The sequence below is a fragment of the Bacteroidota bacterium genome (genome assembly GCA_013696965.1).
Taxonomy (GTDB): Bacteria; Bacteroidota; Bacteroidia; order JACCXN01; family JACCXN01; genus JACCXN01.
In genome coordinates this window covers 99,552-122,313 of sequence record JACCXN010000057.1, presented here as the reverse complement: position 1 = coordinate 122,313, position 22,762 = coordinate 99,552, and the positions used below count along the sequence as shown (strand labels likewise).

The window sequence follows — 22,762 nt, the reverse complement described above, 5'->3', positions numbered from 1 at the left end:
ATCTACGATGAAAAGAAATCTTATTTTTTTGATGTTCTTTTTATTTTCAGTGCTTCAAATGGCAGAAAAAGTAAATGCAACCCATGCCATGCCAATTGTAAATTTAACCTCGAGTAATACGGGAACCGAACTTATTATAAGTGGAAGTTCCGATGGTGCCACTTGTGGCCCTCAGGCATATTATCTTCAGGTAGAGATTATATGTACTATGAGTGGTTTTCAGGGAGTAGCTAATTATTCTTCTGAACCTATTACAAAGGTTAATTGCATTGAAGCTCCATATAATCCGGTTGTAATACCTTTTTCTGATTTATGTCCAGGAACTACCTATAAATGGAGAGTAAGGGAAAGGCTAACGGGGAATCCTGTAACAGCGATAGGGTCCTGGTCGGCAACTTATTACTTCACCACCCCTGGTACACCTCCTCCTCCACCAGTAATAACTGCCCATGGTGTGGACACAAATCTGCTTTGCGGAAACTCTACTACAATTTACGGGCTTTCAACTGGAGGTTGTGGAACAATTACTTATAAATGGGAGCAAGAAACAACTGTTGGAACTTTTATTTCTTTAGGAAACGGAAGGGTGAAAACTGTGAGCCCTAGTGTAACTACCAATTACATTGTTACAGGACGGGATACTTGCACAGGATTTACAGGTTCGCAAGCCATTACAATTTATGTAGCTCCATCAACCTCAATAAGTTCTTTTACACATTGTCCCGGAGAAACTATTGTATTTGAACCCGCTGTACCAAAAGAAACAATTGGGCCAGGATCACAATATACTTTTACAGATCCAGTGAAACGTCCTATTAAAGATTTAAGGGCAAACACTGCTGAAATTTTAGTTTCAGGGATGTTTGCTACTACTTCGAAAAATTATACTGTTGTAGGAGTTTGTATGAAACTTACCCATACAAAAACTTCCGATCTTCAGATAAAACTGCATTCTCCAAGTGGCGACATTTTAAATTTAAGCATGAATAATGGTGGCACTGGCGTAAATTATACCAACACTTGTTTTAGTGATACTGCCATTAGGAATATAACTATTGGAACAGCTCCCTTTAACGGTTATTTCAAACCTCAGGGGATGGGTGGATTTGCCTCTATTGTTGGTTCTGCAGTAAATGGAACATGGACTCTTGAGGTTATTGATGATGGCCCAGGAAACGAGGGTTCAATTGATAATTGGAGCATTACCTTGCTTGATGATGCTTTGTATCCAAATAGTAATTATTTTTGGAATTATCCTAATCTCATGGTAGATACCACTTTAGGATCACCAACTATTGTTACAGATACAACCATAAGTTATTTGCTAACGGTTCAATATCTGACATGTACTTATACACATACTTTTAATGTTAATGTTCATCCAAAAGTACTTTCAGTAGATACTGCTCCTCCAGTATGTGATGGAGATGCTACCCAACTTAACGCAAATGGTGGAATAAGTTATTTGTGGACACCTTCATCCGGATTAAATCAGGATAATATTGCAAATCCTCTTGCTAATCCTTCCACAACCACAACTTATTATGTTACAATGCAAGATAATATCGGGTGTATAAAAACTGATTCAGTTACGGTACAAGTGGGGAATAATCCAATTGCTTCTGCAGGTCCTGATAAGCAGGTTTGTTATGGTTCTGGAGTACAACTCAATGCAACTGGCGGAACAAGTTATCAATGGATTGATCCGGATTCTTTTTTGAATAACTCAGGCATTGCCAATCCCACGGCTTACCCTACAACTGATACAAGATTTTATGTTACAGTTTACAATAACGAGGGTTGTTCATCAGAGGCATTTGTTGATGTTCAGGTTCTTGCCTCACCCGTTTTTACTATTGAGGATAGATCTGTTTGTATGGGTAGTTCAGTTCAACTCCAGGCAAGTTCTGCTCCTAATTATTCCTGGATTCCGAGTACTGGCCTTAGCAATATCACAATAGGAGATCCTATTGCATCTCCAACAAGCACAACAACCTATGAAGTTACCGCTGTTTCAGCAACTTGTCCCTATACAACCACTGTTACGGTTACCGTAAACCCTTTGCCTAATGTGGATGCGGGAACTGACCTTAGTGTTTGTACAAACAGTTCCGTTATTCTTTCAGCCACAGGTGGTATAGCTTATTCCTGGACTCCTACAGAGGGACTTTCAGATGCAAATGAACAATTTCCAATATTATCAGGAGAAACAGCAAACCCTGGTATATATACTGTTACTGGTATTGATGCGAATGGATGCTCTGCCTCTGATGGTGTTAATATAACCTTAAACCAAGCTCCAATGGTTAATGCAGGAGACGATATTATTATCTGTCCAGGCTCTTCTGCAAATCTTAATGCTGCTGTTTATAATACCAGTGGAGCAGTAAATTATCTTTGGTCTCCTTCCACAACACTTAATAATGCAACAATAGCGAGTCCGGATGCATCTCCAAATAGCACAACACAATATATTGTTATTGTTGATAATGCTGTGGGCTGCTCTGAAACTGATACCGTTTTAGTAATTGTACAGGGCTCTGCGCTGAATGTTACACCAAATTCAATTCCAGCAAGCTGTTGGGGAGGAAGTGACGGCAGTGCTTCAGTAAACGTATCAGGGGGAACAGGTGGAACATATTCATACATTTGGGCTCCGGAAGGAAATACACAATCAAGCATAAATGGTTTAACTGCAGGATTATATATAGTAACAATTACAGATGATAATTCAAAATGCCATCATAAAGAAACTGTTATTATTAACCAACCCCTACGAATTAAGACTTTATATTCCGTTCAAAACACTAGCTGTCAAATTAATAATGGCAGCATTAATGTTCTCGGAGTTGAAAACGGAACTGCGCCTTATGTTTATACTGTAAACAATCAAGTAGATATTATGAATCTCTATTCAGGTAATAATATTTTAACAGTTTTAGATGCAAAAGGTTGTCAAATAACCGATACTGTTTATATTCCCAATATAGGTGAATCGGTTACAGCGGGATTCTTTCCTTCTGCTTTTACAGAAAAAACCCCGGCTGAAATTTTCTTTTCAAATACTTCAATAAATTCTACAAATTGGCTTTGGAATTTTGGTACTGGTGAAAAATCAAACCAGGAACATCCTTCCATGACTTATGAAAACAGGGGAAGTTATACTGTAATTCTTGTTGCTTCAAATATAGATGGATGTTCGGATACAATAAGCCTTGAAATAGTAATAGAAGAACCTTTGGATTTTATTATTCCCAATGTTTTTACTCCAAATGGGGATGGCAAAAATGATGTTTTTACTATAAAAGGGAAGGGAATGAGCACGTTCAACGGACAAATTTTTAACCGCTGGGGAAAGAAAATTTACGAATGGGAAAACAGCATGGAAGGATGGAATGGAAAGGAATCGGAAAATGGGGTTTATTTTTACGTCATAACTTTTACCGACTATTTAGGAGAAGATTTTAATTATTCAGGACAGCTTACTTTAATAAGATAATGAAAAAATTGCTTTCATTTATTTGGATTATTACTTTATCAACCTCTCTTTTAGCCCAAGCTGAAGTAAGGGGTCAAAGGATGTCTGGGTTTATAGAAAACAAAGGTCAATTGCAAGACAATAGCAAAACAAGGTTTTATACAACTATTCCTGGCGGTAAAATATTTTTCCTTGATAATGCTATTAGCTTTGTTGCAACTAATAGTGAGAAAATAGAAAGTAAAACATTTAGTGAAAATAAATTATCCCCTTCCTACTCTATTCAAAGGCTTGATCTTTTACCCCTGGAATTTTCAGGGAATACAATAGAACTTGTGCCAGCTGACATAATTTATCCAGTAAACTTTAATTTGAATGGTAAAACATATCATTCAGCAGTTTATAAAACATTAATTTATAAAAATGTTGAAACAGGTTCAGAACTTGTTTTACAAATACAAACGGATAATGGATTGAGGATTGAATACCATAATAATTCTACAATTAATGGAATTTCGGAATTTATTCTAATGGGTTCAAAGGATTTAATTGTTAATGGAAACCAGGTAAGTTCAAGTACAACAGCTGGTGATATTAATTTTTATTTCAGTAATAAAATATTCAATGCCTCTTCTTTGAAAAAAACTGATCCCCAAACTTACAACTTTTCCCTATCTACTAATGATAGAAGTAGCTCTGTTATATGGGCTTCATTTGTTGGTGGGAGTGATTCGGATGAACTTCATGGAATAGATTCTTTTGAAAACAATATTGTTGTAACAGGATTTTCTGCAAGTGCGAATTTTCCAATTACCCAAGGAGTGATTCAGCAAACAAAAAAAGCTAATTATGATGCAGTAATAACAAAATTCAGTTCAAGCGGAACTATCCTTTGGTCTACTTATTATGGAGGATCATCCATTGATTTTGCATATAAAACAAAATTTGATTCACAAGGAAACATTCTGGTAGCAGGCTACTCCAACAGTACTGATTTATATATAAGTGCCAATGCATGGCAAAATACAATTGCAGGAAGTTATGATTCTTTTATACTTAAGTTGAATCCAATGGGTGAATTCATTTGGTCTACTTATTTTGGTGGATCTGGTGCAGATGCGGCATTAACAATGGATGTTGACCACTTTGATAACATTGTAATAGCAGGTTTTACCACAAGTGTTAATTTACCCTTAACAGCAAACAGTGCACAAAATTCATTAGCAGGGGCCCGAGATGCATTTGTAGCTAAGTTCAGTTCGGAAGGGAATTTGCTTTATTCAACCTATTTTGGAGGTACAGCTTCTGAAGATGTTCATATTGTTACATTTGATAAGGCTGGCAATATTTTAATCACCGGTGATACTTACAGCAATGATTTTCCTGTAACTATTGGAGCATTTCAAACTTACAATGCTGGTTCTGCTGATGCATACCTGACTAAATTTAATACAGCAGGATCCGTAGAATGGTCAACCTATTTTGGAGGTTCTTCCTATGAAGACCCTGCAGGTATGACCAGCGATGAAGATTTAAATGTGTACCTCTCAGGAGTAACCCAAAGCAATGATTTTCATATTGCAGGAAATTCTTTCCAAACTACTAAGCAGGGGACCGAAGCAGGTTTTATTTCCAAATTCAATTCAAATGGTAACCTGGTTTGGTCTACTTACTTTGATGGAAATAACAATGACAGGATTCTTGAAATGAAATTTCATTCTGGTAAATATTTATTTGCTTGCGGTTTTTCCAATAGCCAAACCCTTCCCGCTTCAAGCAATGCGACCCAAATAAATAATGGGGGTGGTACTGACTCATTTATATGTGTTTTTGATACTGCTGGAAATTTTTATTATTCCTCTTATTTCGGAGGAAATCAGGATGATAAATCCATGGATATTGTTATTAATGATAATAATGAAGTTTTCATTACAGGTTATACCTATAGTTCTGATTTACCAGTAAGCTCAAATGCATTCCAAACTACTTATATAATGGATGGAGATGCTTTTATTGCAGGATTTAATGCAATGCAATGGGTTAATTTCAACGAGAACCCTGTAAATGTTGTTTTTTATTCTAAACCTGGTGCCACTGATATTAAAATTTATCCCAATCCATGCAGTGATTACATTAATTTAAATTATTCAGGCTTAAATCCTGTTACTTATGAAATAATTGATAATTTAGGTAAAGTTATTGTTACAGGTTTAACCAATTCTGAGATTACACGTATAAATATTACCTTCCTTTTGGAGGGAAAGTATATATTGCGTTTGAAAACAAAAGAGCAGAAAATACCATTTTCAGCCTCTTTTATTAAATATTTATGATTATGAAATTAAAATTACATATACTTTTTGTTTTGGCCGCCCTTCTTTTTTCGGTACAAAAGGTACATGCCTGTCATGGATTGCCACTAGTAAATTTGACTTTCACCATACCCTCAGATTCAACATCAGTTACCATTTCAGGAGAATCAGATGCAGCAACAAACGGATGTAATGACAACGGAGGTTATTCCATGCAAGTGCAGCTTGTTTGTGCAGGAATTTCTTTTACGGGTGCTGTAACGCATACCTCTGGTAATATTTTTAAACCCGATGCAATCCAAATGCCTTATCCGGATTTAGTTATAGACTTTTCATCTTTATGTCCGGGAACAGTATATAAATTACAAGTAAGGGAATATATTTCAGAGGGAACATCCTCTGAGGGTCCATGGTCGGCGACTTTCACCTTTAAAACCCCTGGGGTACAACCTCCTTTATTTTTGAATGTTACTGCCAATCCTGCAAATATTTGTCCCGGGCAATATTCAATTCTTACAGCAAGTGGCTCTGGAGGATGTGGAAATTTTACTTATCAATGGAACAGTGGGCTTGGATCAGGCCCTGTTAAATCAGTAAATCCAATTATAACCACTACTTACAGGGCCGAGGTTACAGATTTATGTACAGGAACAATAATAGCAAAGGATGTTGTTGTTACTGTTGGTGGTGCTGCAATTGCAGGCACCGCAAGCACAGCTACGCCCATAATTTGTTCCGGAAATTCTGCCACAATAAATTTAGCAGGTAACAATGGAACAACTATTCAGTGGCAAACTTCAATAAATGGTGGTTCAACATGGACAAATTCTACCGGAGACACGCTTTCATCGTTTGTTACAGGTCCTCTAAACGCTACAACCTGGTTTAGGGCCAGAGTTACATTTTGCGGTAATACAGCAAATTCAAATTCTGTTTTAATTGTTGTTTATCAAACTCCTACTGTTACAGTATTTCAAGACACTACCATTTGTGCAGGAGGAACAGCCCAACTCCAAGCCAATCCTAGTTCAACAGGGGGTACTTATTTATGGTCTAATGGCGCGGTAACCCAGAGCATTTCAGTATCACCAGCAACAAGTACAACATACTCTGTTGTATACACGCTGCAAAATTGCCCAAGTCAACCTGCATCGGCTACGGTAGCTGTTAATTATGCCCCTACTGTAACTTTAAACGACTATTTCATTTGCCCGGGTGAAAACGCAACCATTATGGCAAACGTATCTGATCCAGGCGGTACCTATGCATGGTCAACAGGTGAAACCACAGCCACAATTACTGTTAGTCCTGATTCTACAAAAAATTATTTTCTTATTTATACTTTTGATGGTTGCCCTTCCCTAGCTGACACTTCTACTGTTACTGTTAAGCCAGTTCCCACTATTTCAGTGAATGACATTACTATTTGTGAAGGTTTTTCGGGAACCCTCAATGCAGTTACTAATCTTGCTGGAGGCAGCTATGAATGGTCACCGAACGGGCAGATCAGTTCTAGTATTTCCGTTAACCCACTCAGTTCAGAACTATATTCTGTAGTTTATACTTTAAATGGATGTTCAAATAATGATACTGCTCTTGTAACAGTAATTCAACAACCTGAGATTTCCTTAAGTGATACATCACTATGCTCTGGATCATCTGTCCTGTTGGTTCCTGTTGTTTCCGCTGCTGGTGGAACATATAACTGGAGTACCGGTGCTAGCTCCTCTACCCTTTTGGTAAGTCCTTTGGCAGATTCAACCTTTAGCCTTTTTTATTCCTTTTCAGGATGTATAAGTGAAATGGCAAGCGCATTGGTTTTAGTTAAGCCTACTCCTGTATTAACTGTTAACAATGATACAATATGTTTAGGAGATTCTGCAACCTTATATGCCAATTCATCCTTAATAGGAGGAACCTTTTTATGGACACCTGGTAATTTCACAACCGATTTCATTACCGTTTCTCCTGACAATACAACAGAATATACTGTTTCACAAACTGTAAATAACTGTACCAGCTCAGCTATTGGAACTGTTAAGGTCAACACTATTCCAGGCATTAGTGCAGGACCTGATGTTTCCATTTGTAACGGAGCTTCTGCGATACTAACAGCTAGTGGCGCGGATACATACCTTTGGTTTCCCGGAGGTGAAACAACACAATCAATCACAGTTTCACCTTTGGATACATCAGAATTTATAGTTACTGGTTTTATAAACGGTTGTGCAGGAAGAGACAGCATAATAGTTAATGTTGCTTCTCCATTGGTTATTTTAGCCACATCATCCCATTCTACTTGTTTTAATTCTAATAATGGTACAATTGAGGTAATTGCATCTGGCAGTTTGCCTCCCTATACTTACAGTTGGAATTCTGGACAATATACACAGGCTCAGGAAGACTCCATAAGTGCTGGTTCTTATACAGTAATTGTAAGCGATTTTTTAAATTGTTCTGATAGTGCAACAGTTGTTGTTGATCAACCTGCTTTATTATCTGCTTCAGCAGCCCAAATTAATGTTAGTTGTAATGGTGGAAATACTGGAGAAGCCACTGTTAATAATGTAAATGGAGGAACTCTACCCTATTTATATTCCTGGAATGGTGCAGCCCCACAGTCTAATAATGTTTTAACTGGAATTGGTGCAGGGAACCATTCCGTTATTATTACAGATGCCAATGGTTGTTCAGCTTTAATCAATTATGTAATTACCCAGCCTGATCAGGTTAGCTTCACTCCTTCATCAAATCCTACCATTTGTCAAGGACAATCTACTGTATTAAGTGTAAATACTGCTGGAGGAACCCCCGGCTATGAATTTAACTGGAATAACAATGGTTTTGTAACAGGTAGCTCATATACTGTATCGCCTGTTGTTACTACTTCATATTCAGTTATTATTCGCGATAGCAGAAATTGCACATCAGCAATTCATAACTTTATTGTGTCTGTGGCAAATCCTTTAAATGTTACCATCACTCCTTCAACCAGTTCAATATGTTTGGGTGAAAGCACAACATTAACAGCTAATCCAAGTGGTGGCAACATTACTGGTTACACCTTTTTATGGACTCCAGGCAATTTCACTTCTCAATCTATATCCGTTTCACCATCCGATACCCTGATTTATCAAGTTGAGCTTAATGATGGATGTACAAATCAGTCAGATTTAGCACAAGCAGTTGTAAATGTAAAACCTTTACCAACTGTGGGTTTCTCTACAGATATAAATGGAGTATGCCCTGTAGCTTGTATCAAATTTATTGATAATTCAACATCTGGTAATTCTGCTATTAACAGTTGGACATGGAATATAGGAACAGGACAAATACAAAACCAACAAAATTTCACTTTTTGTTATGAAAATTCAGGTTCCTATGATATTAGTCTTTTAGTAACGAATGATCTTGGATGTAGCGCACAGTTAACAATGCCAGGGTTTATAACTATACATCCGAAGCCTAAGGCTAGTTTTATTGCAAATAAATATGTTGCAAATTCTGATAATCCTTTAATTGTTTTTACAGATAATTCTTTCGGTTCCACAAACTGGGCCTGGAATTTTGGTGATGGAAATATACAAACAGGTTTGCAGAATCCTTCAAACATATACAGTGAAATTGGTGAATTTCCTGTTACTCTAATTATAACCAATGATTTCGGCTGCACGGATAGCGTTACTGATTATATTACAATTATTCAGGCAATGGGTGTATATATTCCGAATGCTTTTACACCTGATGGAGATGGAGCAAATGATATTTTCATTGCTCAGGGAATTGGTATCGAAGAAGATAAATTCGAAATGAATATTTTTAACCGTTGGGGTGAAATGATATTTACATCAACAGATTTACACAAAGGATGGGATGGCATAGGCAAACACGGCAAACAGGCTATATCAGGTGTATATGTTTATAAAATAACATTAAAAACGAATACAGGCGAAATTCTAACCTATAAAGGGCATGTTACCTTGATTAGATAAAGAATTGGCGAACTTTAAGGGGTATAGTGCTTTGCCTGACCTTCTATTCCCACTCCTAAAAACACAACCTGTCATTCCGACCAAAGGGATAATCTCTTGCAAATAGCACATGCAGCAGCAAATGGTTCACTCAGATAGAGATTCTTCAAATCGCTTCTCTTCTTTCAGAATGACAACAATGAATGGACAAGAAGGAAAAGAAGGGCAGCAAAACCCCCTTTCTTTTTCTTCTCCTAAAAAAACAACCACTGTCATTCCGACCAAAGGGATAATCTCTTGCAAATAGCACCTGCAGCAGCAAATGGTTCACTCAGATAGAGATTCTTCAAATCGCTTCGTTTCTTTCAGAATGACAACAATGAATGAACAAGATGGAAAAGAAGGGCAGCAAAGCCGTCCTACTTTTGCTTCTCCTAAAAAAACAAACTCCTGTAATTCCGACCAAAGGGAGAATCTTGCAAATAGCATATGCAGCAAATGGATCACTCAGAGAGATTCTTCATTTCGCTTCTCTTCTTTCAGAATGACAACAATGAATGGACAAGAAAGGAAAGGAAGGGCAGCAAAACCTCCTTTCTTTTTCTTCTCCTAAAAAAACAACCCCTGTCATTCCGACCAAAGGGAAAATCTCTTGCAAATAGCACATGGAGCAAATGGTTCACTCAGATAGAGATTCTTCATTTCGCTTCGCTTCATTTAGAATGACAAGACTGTATGGACAAGAAGGAAAAGAAGGGCGGCAAAACCCCCTTTCTTTTTCTTCTCCTAAAAAAACAACCCCTGTCATTCCGACCAAAGGGAGAATCTCTTGCAAATAGCACAAGCAGCAAATGATTCACTCAGATAGAGATTCTTCATTTCGTTTTCGCTTCTTTCAGAATGACAACAATGAATGGACAAGAAAGGAAAAGAAGGGCGGCAAAACCCTCTTTCTTTTTCTTCTCCTAAAAAAACAACCTGTCATTCAAAAATGAAGCGCTGTGTAATGAGTACCCTTAAAACTAATCTGTTTTTAAAGGGCTGCCTAAAAAACTATTAAAAACAGAAATCGGTTTCACTGTTTTAAAAAAAGCATAAAAAAAATAGGATGTCCCAATAAAGGAACATCCTATTTTAAGAGGATTAATTAAAATTTATTTGCTAAGCACTATCCTTTTAGTAATAATTCCATTATCAGTTACTACTTGTACGGTATAAATACCTGAAGCATAATTCCTCAAGTTAAGGCTGTTGTTGTAAACACCAGTGAAATTATTCAACTGATCATTTACAATCAATTGTCCATTGTAGCTGATTACTTTCACGGTTAAATTTTTAGTTTGCAAACCGGTGAATTTAATATTAACCAAATCGCTTGTTGGATTTGGAAATATATCAAAAGTATAGGCTTCATTATGATCAGCAATACCCGTAGTTACAAGTTGAACCTGGGTATAAGCAACACCACAATTATTGGTTACAATTAAGGTTACAGAATAATTTCCATAATCAGCGTAAGAATGAACAGGGTTTTGAACACTGGAAATAGGGCTTCCATCACCAAAATTCCAACTGTATGAAGTTGCACCCAAACCTGTACTTGTAAAGCTTACTGTATTTTCAACTGCACTGAAGGTAAAATCAGCAGTAGGAGCACTATTCCCAACTCCAACAGTAGCACTTTCCATACTTTCACAACCATTGCTATCGGTAATTTTAACAGGGTAAACTCCAGGTGCAAGGTTTGAAGCTGTGGAACCTGTTTGACCAGAAGTATTATTCCATAAATAAGCATAAAATCCTGTTCCTCCTGAGGCATTAACAGTTGCTTGTCCATTATTTGAACCTGCACATGTTTCGTCCTGAGTTGTAATTACTCCTGCAATCTGAGTAGGTTCTGAAACTATAAACATCTCAGAAACCGTGCAATTGTTATCATCCGTAACTGTTAAAGTGTATGAATTTGCAGTTAGGTTTGCAGCAGAAGAACTTGTATTGTTTGCATCATGGCTCCAGCTGTATTCATGAGTACCTGTTCCTCCTGTAGAATTTGTAGTAATACTGCCAGCATTTCCACCAAAACATAAAACATTGTTAAGGTTTGAAGCGATGATAATTTGATCCTTCTCTCCAACTAAAATTGAAGAAATTTCAACACATCCGTTCTCATCCGTTACAGTCACCTGATATGTTCCTGCAGCTAAACTTGTAGCATTTGAAAGGGTTTGAGCTGGCATAGTATTCCAATTATAGGAATAACCAGGAGTACCACCAGAAGCATTTACAAAAGCCTCACCAGAGGCAATTCCAAAACAAGTTGCATCATTTGCAGAGGTGCTAAGTGAAATTACATCAGGATCAACCATCATGTGTTCAAATTCCATCATACAACCATTTGATGTTTTAGTTATTATTAAGTTGTAATTACCAGCCATTAATCCAGTAAGGGAAGTAGCTGTTTCGGCAATATCATGCGCCCATACATAAGTAATAGAAGCAGTATCATTTTGCACAAAGGACATAGCTCCGTCATTGGCATTATTACAGCTAATATCAGTTACAGAAAAAGTAACATCTGCACCAGGTATAATTACAATGGTTACGGATGAAGAACTTGTACAGCCTGTAATAGGGTGAGTTGCTATAACATTATATGTAGTGGTATTCTCTGGAGTAGCTATCGGGTTTTGCACAGTAGCATCAGATAAACCTGCTGAAGGAGACCAAGCAAAATCACACTGAAAATTTTGCATAAATTTCATATTTGGTCTTACAGTATGCAATGTTCCAGTAAGCAAATTGGAACAAATTGTTGCATTATCTCCTTGGTTACGGTTTACAGTATTATAGCCTACATCTGTTGAATTAACGCTAGCATTCCCATTAACTAAATAACTAGAGTTATTAAAGCATGTTTCAACAAGGATTGAAGATACACCGTCCCAAACAAAAGCAGAACTAAATACATGTTCATTTAAACCAACAACAGGTAAATATGATGCACTAAAGAACACAGAAGTATTAACTGTTTCGAACGTACTTGTAAGAACAGTTAAAGAACTATTTCCAATCTTTATTTCATAATTTTCAAGTGCAGGACAGCTATTTACGTTAGTAACATCAAAAGATAAAGAACTGATAGGACCAGGCAATATTCCTGCCGCTGTTAATTCAGAAGCCCTAATCAGCATTTGATGTTTTGACCCCCAATAATAATTTCCATATGGTGTTGGATAAGACTGATTTCCGTTGGTAATGGTACCTGTTCCTACAGGTGCATTAAATAGAGGAAGATTGGTTACATCCAATTGTACGGAATTAGTTTTACAAACCGAAGAGTCGTTTGCAATAGCTGCAATTTGAGGCATCGGGTTAACATAAACCTTCACAGTATCAACAGCAAAACAATCATCAGAATCCACACCTGTAACAATGTAAATTGCATCAGAAGCTGGAGCTACATTTACCGAAGCTCCTGAAATTGAGGTAGTACTATCCATAAGTGACCAGGAATAAGTATAGTCACTATTTACGCTTGTAGCTGTAAGTGTAGTAGAATCACCCTGGCAAAGCAGAGAATCTGAAACCGATGCAAAAACCTGAGGAGCTGGAGTAACAGTTACCATTACCGGAACTCTTTCACTTACACAACCTGAGGTTACATTCCAATCATAAAACCAATAATAAGATGCACTTCCCGGATTAGTAATAAAACCACTGGTAATTGAAACATTGCCACTAGGTGATGTATAGGGATAAGTATTACCGGATGTTTCACGTATTACTGATCCTCCAGACATTGCCGCAGATTGCAATCTATATCCTGTGCCTACAGGAATATTAAGATTAAGTGGAAGAGTAACTATAGTAGGATTGGCTGTAGTTCCAGCAGCGTAGGCAAAAGGACCAACTGTTTCTATTAAAACTCCAGTACTGCTCCTTAATTCAACGCTCATAGTACCAGCTGTTGCACCAACAGAATTAATTTTAACCGAATTTAAGGTCATATCCTGATTAACAACATTAAAAACTAATCCCCATGCATTTCCAGAAGTTGATGTTGTAAGGCTTGGTGCAAGTTTCCCTGCTGTTTCCGGTCCAGATCCACCATCCATTGCCTGAGCAAAAAAGGTGTTAGAAGCTGTCATGTACCTATTAAATACCAATCCTGTGTCAATTAAGTTACCTTCTACCGGAGCATCATACCAATTAACCGGGTTATTAGAAGTTGCAGTAATTGTTATTGGACCTTCACCACAACGGGTAACATCTGAGGCAACAGGGCTAGGAACAAATGTTACATCAATTAAAACAGTATCTGAAATCATATTTCCACAAACCACCGCACGGTAATACTTAGTAGCCATTGGAGAAACAGTATAGGATGCAGTATTGTTTCCTGTTCCGGTTTCAGCAGTCCAGGGAGCAAGCCCATCGTTGCTGCTTTCCCATTGAATGGAAGAGGCAGAATTACCTGTTAAGAAAAGTGTAGTTTCCTTAGTGGCACAAATTGCAAGTTCGGTAGCTGAAGCTGCACCAGCACCTACTTCAACTAATTTATTTACTAAGGTATCATTAGCAACATTATTATCCTCAGGAGTTGCTGAAGAAGCAGTAAATGAATAGACCCCTTCCTCAGACATATCATAAGATAAGCTAACAGCAATATTCATTGTACCTCCTCCTGCAAGGGTTCCTGAATTTAAAACAACAGGAGCAAAAGTGGTAGTAACATTAGAGGTATTGGTTGCTGCAGATTCAATGGTTACCGGATCAACTGAAAAATCAATTGGTGAAGAACTAAAATTTGAAAGTCTAAAAGATATGGTTTCTGCAGTACCCAAACACTTTGGCATCATAGGTGCTGCCAAATTGGTAATTCCAATATCAATAACCGGGAATATAGAATAATCACCTTCAATGGCACCAAGATCCGGTTTAAATCCAGCTCCATTTACCTGCGCGGCCAAAGGATATCCTGTTCTTATACCAGGTGTGTAATAATCATTTGTTACTCCTGCAATCTCAAAAGCTCCACTCTCTATTTTTGTTTGAATGGTTGCATTTGGTCTTAAAAAATTAACAGATGAGGAAGTTAAGCTCAAAAAAGAAGGATCTTCTGTAACAGAAGCTTTTTCCTTTGGAGAAACTCTTGTTTTATAAGCAGATAATAATTCATCATAATTAGTTCCATCAAAATAAATTACATTGGCAGCTGATGGAACCCCCGAATAATAAAGATTATTGCTGGTTGAAGCACTTATTTGATCAAGATTTGTATTTGCTTTTCTAAGTGCAACTGTCCTTCCCAATCCTTGTGGAGTTGATTTATTTACCACCACATTGTTTTTTAAATTAACAACCAAAGTTGCAGAAGTTGAACTAATGAAAATTCCGCTTGAACCATAATCTCCTCCAGCACTTGTAGAAGCATTGAGGTGAATAGAGTTATAATATAAATTGTGAGCAGTACCACCTGCAATTTGTATTCCGTTTACTGCTACTAAACTTGCAGTTGTAGGAGCAAAAAGATTTCCAATTATATTGTTTTGAATAGTATGGTTTCCTGAAGCTATATGAATACCATTAACTGTAGAAGTGGTTGTAGAATTGGAAGTAAGATCCGAAATTCTGTTCCTGCTAAATGTTACCTGGTTAGAGGCTGCACCATAATATCCATAAACAGTAGTTCCCTGAGTTGAAAGAGAATAAATTTTGTTGGATGTAACTGTCCTAACACTTGCCGCTAAAGTATTGACATAAATACCTGCCACTGCCCCTGTTCCTAAACTTGAAATATTATAAATATTATTTCCTATATAATTCTCCAGGGTTGGGGAACCAAAGTTATAATACCCATAAACAACACTTGTTCCCGATTGACTAATGTTAAAAATGTTGTTCGTGCTGAAATTAATTAATCCGGTAGTGGCTTGTACAACATATATAATACCTGAAGCTGCGGAAGCCCGGGTGATGTCTGAAATGGTGTTTCCAGTAATATTTATTGGTGTTGCATTTGTGCTTGTATTTTGGATTCCATGCAATAAACCTGTACCAGAATATGAAAAGTTAGAAATTGTATTGTTAGTAATGTTCACAACATCCGCTCCTGCTGTATTTAATATTCCTTGAAAAATAGCAGAAGTTGCTGTAGAATAAGTACAATTTATTATTGAGTTATTATCAATAGTAATTGTATTTCCATCTGGAGTAATTCCAGATTGATTATGTATACCTCGCATTGCATGAAATGTTCCTCCACCATTAATGGTAACTGTATTACCTTTTATTTCTGCAGAAGCAGATGCAGCCACATCAATGTGAATACCTTGCAATATCGCAGCCGTCCCGTTGCCTCCGTTAATGGTATTCCCAATAACTTTCAAACTATTTTGATACTTGGTATAAATACCGTTTGATGCTACTGTTCCACCTCCAAAATTGGTAATTAAGTTTCCTCCTTCAACACCAATTTCATTAAACACATCATGGAAATTTATAACCGTTGTGGTTCCATAACCAGTTACTTTTATTCCCTCATAAACGTTGGAAATAGTGTTTGAGAAAAATTTATTAAAAGAACTGGTTCCAGATACATTTGAAACAACCAGGTTGGTAGTTACAACAGGAGTGTGATTTGCCACATAAATACCTGTGGAAAGGGTATGAGCCTTATTAAGGGTAATGTTAGAATTCTTAATCGTTACATACTGGCAACCATCCGTTTCAGATGTTTTTAACAATGCATAGCCCCATTCCATGCGTGTAGTTGCATCAGTATTTGCACCATTTTCCTGAACATCAATACCATCAAAAGTGATGTAATCAGTACCTGATAAACGAATAATTCCATCCAGGGTAGTGCTCGTACCTATACCAGCTGTAATAATCGGGTTATTACCAACTCCTGCCTTTTGAAATACAATAGGAGCCGCAGAGCTTCCAGTTGCAGTAATCATTGGAATTAATCCCGATTCAGTATGGCCTGCAGTAACATTAAAAGTTACACCAGGTGCATCTACTCCATTGGAATTAAGCGAGGTGACTGCTAAGGCAATGCTTGCGTAATCTCCGGGAATGTTTTTTAACCCTGAAAGAGGTTGTGCAAATGCCGATAATGAAAATAAACTGGCAATAAAGAACAACAGAGTTTTATTCATTAAAGAATAGAAATTTTTCATAGTGTTTAATTTAAGTTTGTGATAAAATGCTAATTAAAAAATTATACTGATAAACTTTTAAATGTTGATTTATAAAAAAAAATTAACAAATTGTGGTATTTTTATTTTGTTATTAAATCAAAAAATTAATAAGAAAATACAAATTGAAAAGGGATATAATTAGAAAATAATACTATTCTTCCCGGAGTTTTTAGTAATTTTTGCTACAGGTAGTTTTTCTCCTTATTTTACAAATATACTACATTAATTACCTTAAAATCAAACCCCCAGAAAAAAAATATTATTTATTAGATAAAATCACTGATTCTTATAGACCTGTTAGCCGCAATTCAATACAAATACAATTATTGAAAAAAAAGGCGATAAAAACCACAGAGAAAAGCAGTTAAAAACATTCAAAGATTTGGTATTACAACAAAAACAAAAAATTTACTATCCAAATCGAAAATTCTAAAATTTAATGGGCAATGCAATTTATTCTATTAAATCACCAGGCAGATCCTTAGACAAGAAACTCGTTCGCAATTTGATCTTGTTAGAATTAAAATATTTTTCCAGGAAAACCTCATAACATGATGAGTATTTAAATTTATGGACCACTTTTTAAAGCTAAAGTATTTTTTATTTAATATAAGAGTGTGGGGGTTTTTATTTTTTCAAAAAAAAATTAATTTTATTTGGCTTTTTTAAAAAAAATTAATAAGTTGCACTACTAAATTAGTATAATAAACTCTAGTTAAGTTTGATTATTTACATTAAAGAACAATTTTAATATTTATAATCTTAGAATTTATTTTATATGTTTACAAATTATTTCCTATTTGTGAATGGGCTAATTCATACATTAAAAAAATAAATACAAAAGCAACTTTTAAAAATTTCACCGTCTTTGCTTTGTAAAATGCTTGATTTTTTAAAATTGAATGAAATTAATAAATAAACCCTTTTTAAAGTTTTCTTCTATGGAAAAAAAAATACCTGTAACAATCTTAATTTTATTTATTTCTTTTTTAGGAATATATACATCCCAAGCCCAACAAACAGCTTTTTTCACTGAAGAAATCGCCCTGATTCAAAAGAAAGCAAATGAAAAAACCTTAAATTATTATCTTATTGTAGATGATTCCAAAGTTGCTGATTATAAAATTTTCAATCCTGATCATTTAATTCACCTTGATTTTTCTGTAACAACTGAAAAACATATGGAAAATTCAACTAAAATCAGCTATACCGTAACATTATTGGGAGAAAAAAATCTTGGTTTGAATTTTCTTAACAGGCATTTAGCAATGAATAATGTGAATGAAGTGAATGTAAAGGAAAGGATCATGAATAGAAGTGATTTTTTCATGCAATATTTAATAAAATAATTATTTTAAGTTTTCTTTATATGAAAAAAAACATACTCTCTGTAATCCTATTGTTGTTTGGTTTAAATGGTTTTACACAACCTCTGTCCACTGCCAATACAATGACCCCTACTCAACTAGTTCAAAATGTACTTTTGGGTGCTGGTGTTAGTGCAACCAATATCACTTTTAATGGAATAGCAGCAAATAGCATTACAGTTCAGGCTGGAACTTTTAATGGTGCAACTTCTAACATGGGTATTGCAAATGGGGTAATATTAGCAACAGGAAATATAAATGTGGCACAAGGACCAAATAATTTGGGTAGTGCAGGGACAAATGTGGGAACAACAACAAATGATCCTGATTTATGCAGGATTACCGGGCCAAGTAATAATTGCACCAACATTCGTGATAAAGCAATTCTTGAATTTGATTTTGTTCCTATGGGCGATTCTGTAAAATTCCGCTATGTTTTCGGATCAGAGGAATATCCTGAATTTGTTAATTCATCCTTTAATGATGCTTTTGGATTCTTTCTAAGTGGCCCTGGTATTACTGGGATTTATTCAAACAATGCTAAAAATATTGCCCTAATTCCCAATACAACTACTGCTGTTACTATAAACAATGTAAATAATGGTAATTTTAGCGGTTGTCCTACAAACCAAACTGGAGGCGCTTGTACAAACTGCCAGTATTATGTAAACAATTGTAGTGGAACAACTGTACAATATGATGGTTTCACTACAGTACTGGAGGCTAAGTCTGCTGTACAATGTGGTCAAACCTATCACATTAAAATTGCCATTTCTGATTTGGGTGATGGTAGTTATGATTCAGGAGTGTTTTTGGAAGGTGGAAGTTTCAGTTCCGAGAATATTCAAATAGCAACAACAACTGTAAGTGGTGATAGTTCAGTAATAGAAGGATGTGATACTGCAATGTTTGCTTTTATCAGGCCTCCAGGTCTTATTAACACCTCTCAAACTATCTATTTTACAATTTCAGGTACTGCTGCAAATGGTACTGACTATGTTCAAATTGCTGATAGTATTGTATTTACATCTGGTCAAGCCGTAAATTATTTATCAATTATTCCGAATACTGATGGGATTTTTGAAGGCGCAGAATCATTAATAATTACAGTTGTTCAGGCAAATTCAGGTTGTGGTAACGATACTATTACTGCACTTCTTTATATTGTGGATGAGCCTGACCCGGTACTTGCCCTCATCCCGGATTCCATAGTCCCTTGCAATGCCACTTCCATAGCCATAGGGCCTGATATATCCGGAGGAGCTACACCCTATACTTACAACTGGAGTTTCGGTTCAACTGCACCTAATCCCAATATTCCTTTTACTGGTGTAGCTGAAACTTATTTCCTTATTGTTACTGACCGCTGTGCAAATAAGGATACTGTTAATTTTTTATTAGAACCTGCTGAATTTGAATTTACTGCAACTACTCTACCAGATAATTGCGGTGATACAACCGGAGTTATTGAAACCAATGTTATAGTTGGCCAAGCCCCCTATACCTATAGTATTAACAACGGATCCACATTTTTACCCGGACCTAATCTTACAGATTTATTATATGGTTCCTACCAGGTTATAGGTATGGACAACTTTGGATGTAGAGATACTGTGGATGTAATTATTGATGAAATTAATGTTCCTCGTTTAGATAGTATTTATTTGATCGGAAATGACCCAACAGTAGAGGGTTGTGATACAGTTACAATTGTCTTTTCACGTTCAAATTATATGGGTGATACACTCGTAGTTCATTTGAACCTTGATGGTACTGCCATAAGTGTGGTTGATTATACAGTTGTTCCTGATAGTGTTCTGATTCTTCCTGGTAACAATACCACCTCATTTACTTTTATTGCATTGGCTGATGGATTGGCGGAAGGAAATGAAACCTTTATTATTCATGTGTACCAAAACACTATGGGCTGTGGTGAGGATACAATTACTTTCCTATTAAATATTGCTGATGAGCCTGATCCTATTGTTACTGTAATTCCTGATTCTATTGTCCCATGTAACACCACCTCAATATCTGTAAGTGCAAATATTGTTGGAGGTGCCGAGCCCTATAACTATAATTGGAGTTATGGAGAAATTGTTTCAAATCCAAATATGCCTTTTACAGGTATTGCAGAAACTTATTACCTTGTTGTTTCTGATCGTTGTGGAAATAAAGACTCAACAACATTTAATATTGCACCTACAGAATTTCAATTTATTTCTACTTATTCCCCTGCCACATGTGGTAATGATAATGGTATAATTATTCCTGATCCATTAAATGGCGAGAGTCCTTATGTTTATAGCATTGATAATGGAATTCAATTTGTTCCTGCATCTGATCTGGTTGATCTTGCTTCTGGAACTTATACAATAATTGGGATGGATGATTTTGGATGTAGGGATACTATATCCATAGAAGTTTTGGCAATAGCTCCACCTACAATTGATAGTGTAAGTATTTCCAATAATCTTTGTTATGGTGATTCACTGGGTTTTGCTGTTGTTTTCCCTGGCGAAGGTCAGGCAGGAAGTACCTTCACCTACTTATGGGATTACCTTTCTCAAACAAATGATACAGCTTTTACCTTGCCTGTTGGTTCATACCTAGTTACAATTACAGAAACAGGTCCAAATGGTGTAGTTTGTATCAAAGATACAACCATAAATGTTGTTTCTCCAACAGAATTAATTTTGCAAAGTACAGTAAATCTACAACCTACATGTGCAAACAATGATGGAGAAATTGAATTAACTGTAATTGGTGGTACACCTGCTTATTTATACATCCACCCCATTACAGGAGAACCTAATTCAGGAAACATCTTTAACTCATTGGGTCAACAAGCATATGAATTTGTTGTAACAGATACAAATGGTTGTTCTATAACTGTTCAGGAAACCTTAATAGCAGGCCCAAATCCTCAGATAGACAATATTGTTACTGATTCAACTTCTTGCGGAGATTTTGCTTCAGGGGCATTGTATAATGATGGTTCAATTACCATTAATGGATCTGGTGTTAATACTCCATTTTCTTATCTTATTAATGGAACTCAACAAAGCTCATCGAATGTATTTAACAATTTACCTCCGGGAACTTATGTTGTAACTTTTATTGACAATGTTGGTTGTTCGGTTAACGAAACAGTTACAATTAGTTCTCCTACGTTAATTAATGAAACTGTCTCCTATACCGGAACTACATGTGTTGACAAAAATGATGGAACTGCAAGCATTGTATCCTTAAATGGAGGAACTCCAACTTATACTATTAGCTGGTCAAATGCACAATCAGGAACAATGGCAAATAACCTATCACAAGGTTCATACACTTATTCAATTCTGGATTTGGCAGGTTGCACCAAAACAGGAACTGTTAATATTCCAGCAGCAACGGGCATTCAAACAACCCTTACAGGAAATATTGCAACTTGTGGTCATTTGGATGGTCAAATTAAGGTAAATGCAAATGGTGGTACTCCTTCTTACCAATATAGTATTGATGGAACTGATTATCAAAGCCAGGATTTACTTACTGGGTTTGGATCAGGTTATTATAATGTATATATAAAAGATCAGAATAATTGCATTGTTTCTAAATCCATTATTATTAATCAGGAATTGGGTATAGAGGCTAATTTTGATTATACTATAGTTGTTCCCACAATTGACAATGAATCTCCTATGTCAGTAAATTTTAATAATTTAAGCACCGGGGCTTCTAGTTATTCCTGGACATTTGGAGATGGTACAGAAAATTCAATTCTGGAAAACCCGCAACATATTTACAAACAAAATGGCGTTTATCAAATTTCTCTTTTAGCTTGTTATACAAACGCATGTTGCGATACCATTCTATCATCAATAGAAGTTTTAGACACTCTATTTATACCTAATATTTTTACACCTAATGGTGATGGAAAAAATGAAGTCTTTACCGTTAAAAACGCTAACCTGAAAACTATACATGCTACTATTTATAACCGATGGGGATTGAAAATTTATGAATGGGATGATCCAAAAGGATACTGGAATGGTAAAAACAATTCTGGCTCAGATTGTTCAGATGGAACCTACTTCTATATTATTTCAAACCTTGAACGATCAGACGGCAAGAAATATCCAATTACCAGCGGTACAGTTACCTTGTTTAGATAACAACAACGATTTATACTCATAAATTTATTCTTATTCTGAAATTCAGATTTGTCCTAAAAAACAAATCTGAATTTTTGCTTTAATAGTCTTTAGTCCTTGTATAAATCGATTGAAGATAAATGGGATTCTTGTATCACTTAATTTTCGTGTTATTACTGCAAGGTAAATTCTAAAAGGCTATGTCCATTTTTAGGAATTTATGTTAAGTTTAAACAATCAGGAAATCCTTCTTTTCTTTCAGCCTTAAAATTATTTACAATAATTTG

General features: G+C 35.9%; 7 protein-coding genes. 6 read left to right on the top strand and 1 reads right to left on the bottom strand.

The window, feature by feature from the left end:
- The first annotated feature begins 7 nt into the window (after positions 1 to 7).
- The 4 genes from H0V01_09120 to H0V01_09105 all read left to right on the top strand — a co-directional run bounded on the left by H0V01_09120 (position 8) and on the right by H0V01_09105 (position 10,374).
- A complete protein-coding gene (locus H0V01_09120) occupies positions 8 to 3,499 on the top strand; it encodes a gliding motility-associated C-terminal domain-containing protein (GenBank protein MBA2583529.1) in 3,492 nt (1,163 codons plus the stop codon).
- Positions 3,499 to 5,811, top strand: coding sequence for an SBBP repeat-containing protein (locus H0V01_09115; GenBank protein MBA2583528.1), 2,313 nt, complete (start codon positions 3,499 to 3,501; stop codon positions 5,809 to 5,811). Before H0V01_09120 ends, H0V01_09115 begins: the two co-directional genes overlap by 1 nt.
- A gap of 2 nt (positions 5,812 to 5,813) precedes the next feature.
- On the top strand, positions 5,814 to 9,782 hold the full coding sequence (locus H0V01_09110; GenBank protein ID MBA2583527.1) for a gliding motility-associated C-terminal domain-containing protein: 3,969 nt from the start codon (positions 5,814 to 5,816) through the stop codon (positions 9,780 to 9,782).
- Between the two features lie 358 nt (positions 9,783 to 10,140).
- Entirely contained in the window at positions 10,141 to 10,374 is a 234-nt protein-coding gene (locus tag H0V01_09105; GenBank protein ID MBA2583526.1) for a hypothetical protein, read from the top strand.
- Between the two features lie 541 nt (positions 10,375 to 10,915).
- Here H0V01_09105 and H0V01_09100 read toward each other — a convergent pair.
- Complete coding sequence (locus tag H0V01_09100; GenBank protein MBA2583525.1) at positions 10,916 to 16,945, bottom strand: T9SS type A sorting domain-containing protein; 6,030 nt, start codon at positions 16,943 to 16,945, stop codon at positions 10,916 to 10,918.
- A gap of 962 nt (positions 16,946 to 17,907) precedes the next feature.
- Here H0V01_09100 and H0V01_09095 point away from each other — a divergent pair.
- Positions 17,908 to 18,315: a hypothetical protein gene (locus tag H0V01_09095; protein ID MBA2583524.1), complete on the top strand. Its 408-nt coding sequence runs from the start codon at positions 17,908 to 17,910 to the stop codon at positions 18,313 to 18,315.
- 20 nt (positions 18,316 to 18,335) lie between these two features.
- Positions 18,336 to 22,496 (top strand): choice-of-anchor L domain-containing protein, encoded by a 4,161-nt coding sequence (locus H0V01_09090; protein MBA2583523.1) that lies wholly within the window; start codon positions 18,336 to 18,338, stop codon positions 22,494 to 22,496.
- Positions 22,497 to 22,762 lie beyond the last annotated feature (266 nt).

Bases quoted from the DNA above. Each gene is read 5' to 3' on its own strand.
- H0V01_09100 (MBA2583525.1), bottom strand. From the start codon at position 16,945: ATGAAAAATTTCTATTCTTTAATGAATAAAACTCTGTTGTTCTTTATT.
- H0V01_09095 (MBA2583524.1), top strand. From the start codon at position 17,908: ATGGAAAAAAAAATACCTGTAACAATCTTAATTTTATTTATTTCTTTT.
- H0V01_09090 (MBA2583523.1), top strand. From the start codon at position 18,336: ATGAAAAAAAACATACTCTCTGTAATCCTATTGTTGTTTGGTTTAAAT.
- H0V01_09105 (MBA2583526.1), top strand. From the start codon at position 10,141: ATGAATGAACAAGATGGAAAAGAAGGGCAGCAAAGCCGTCCTACTTTT.
- H0V01_09110 (MBA2583527.1), top strand. From the start codon at position 5,814: ATGAAATTAAAATTACATATACTTTTTGTTTTGGCCGCCCTTCTTTTT.
- H0V01_09115 (MBA2583528.1), top strand. From the start codon at position 3,499: ATGAAAAAATTGCTTTCATTTATTTGGATTATTACTTTATCAACCTCT.
- H0V01_09120 (MBA2583529.1), top strand. From the start codon at position 8: ATGAAAAGAAATCTTATTTTTTTGATGTTCTTTTTATTTTCAGTGCTT.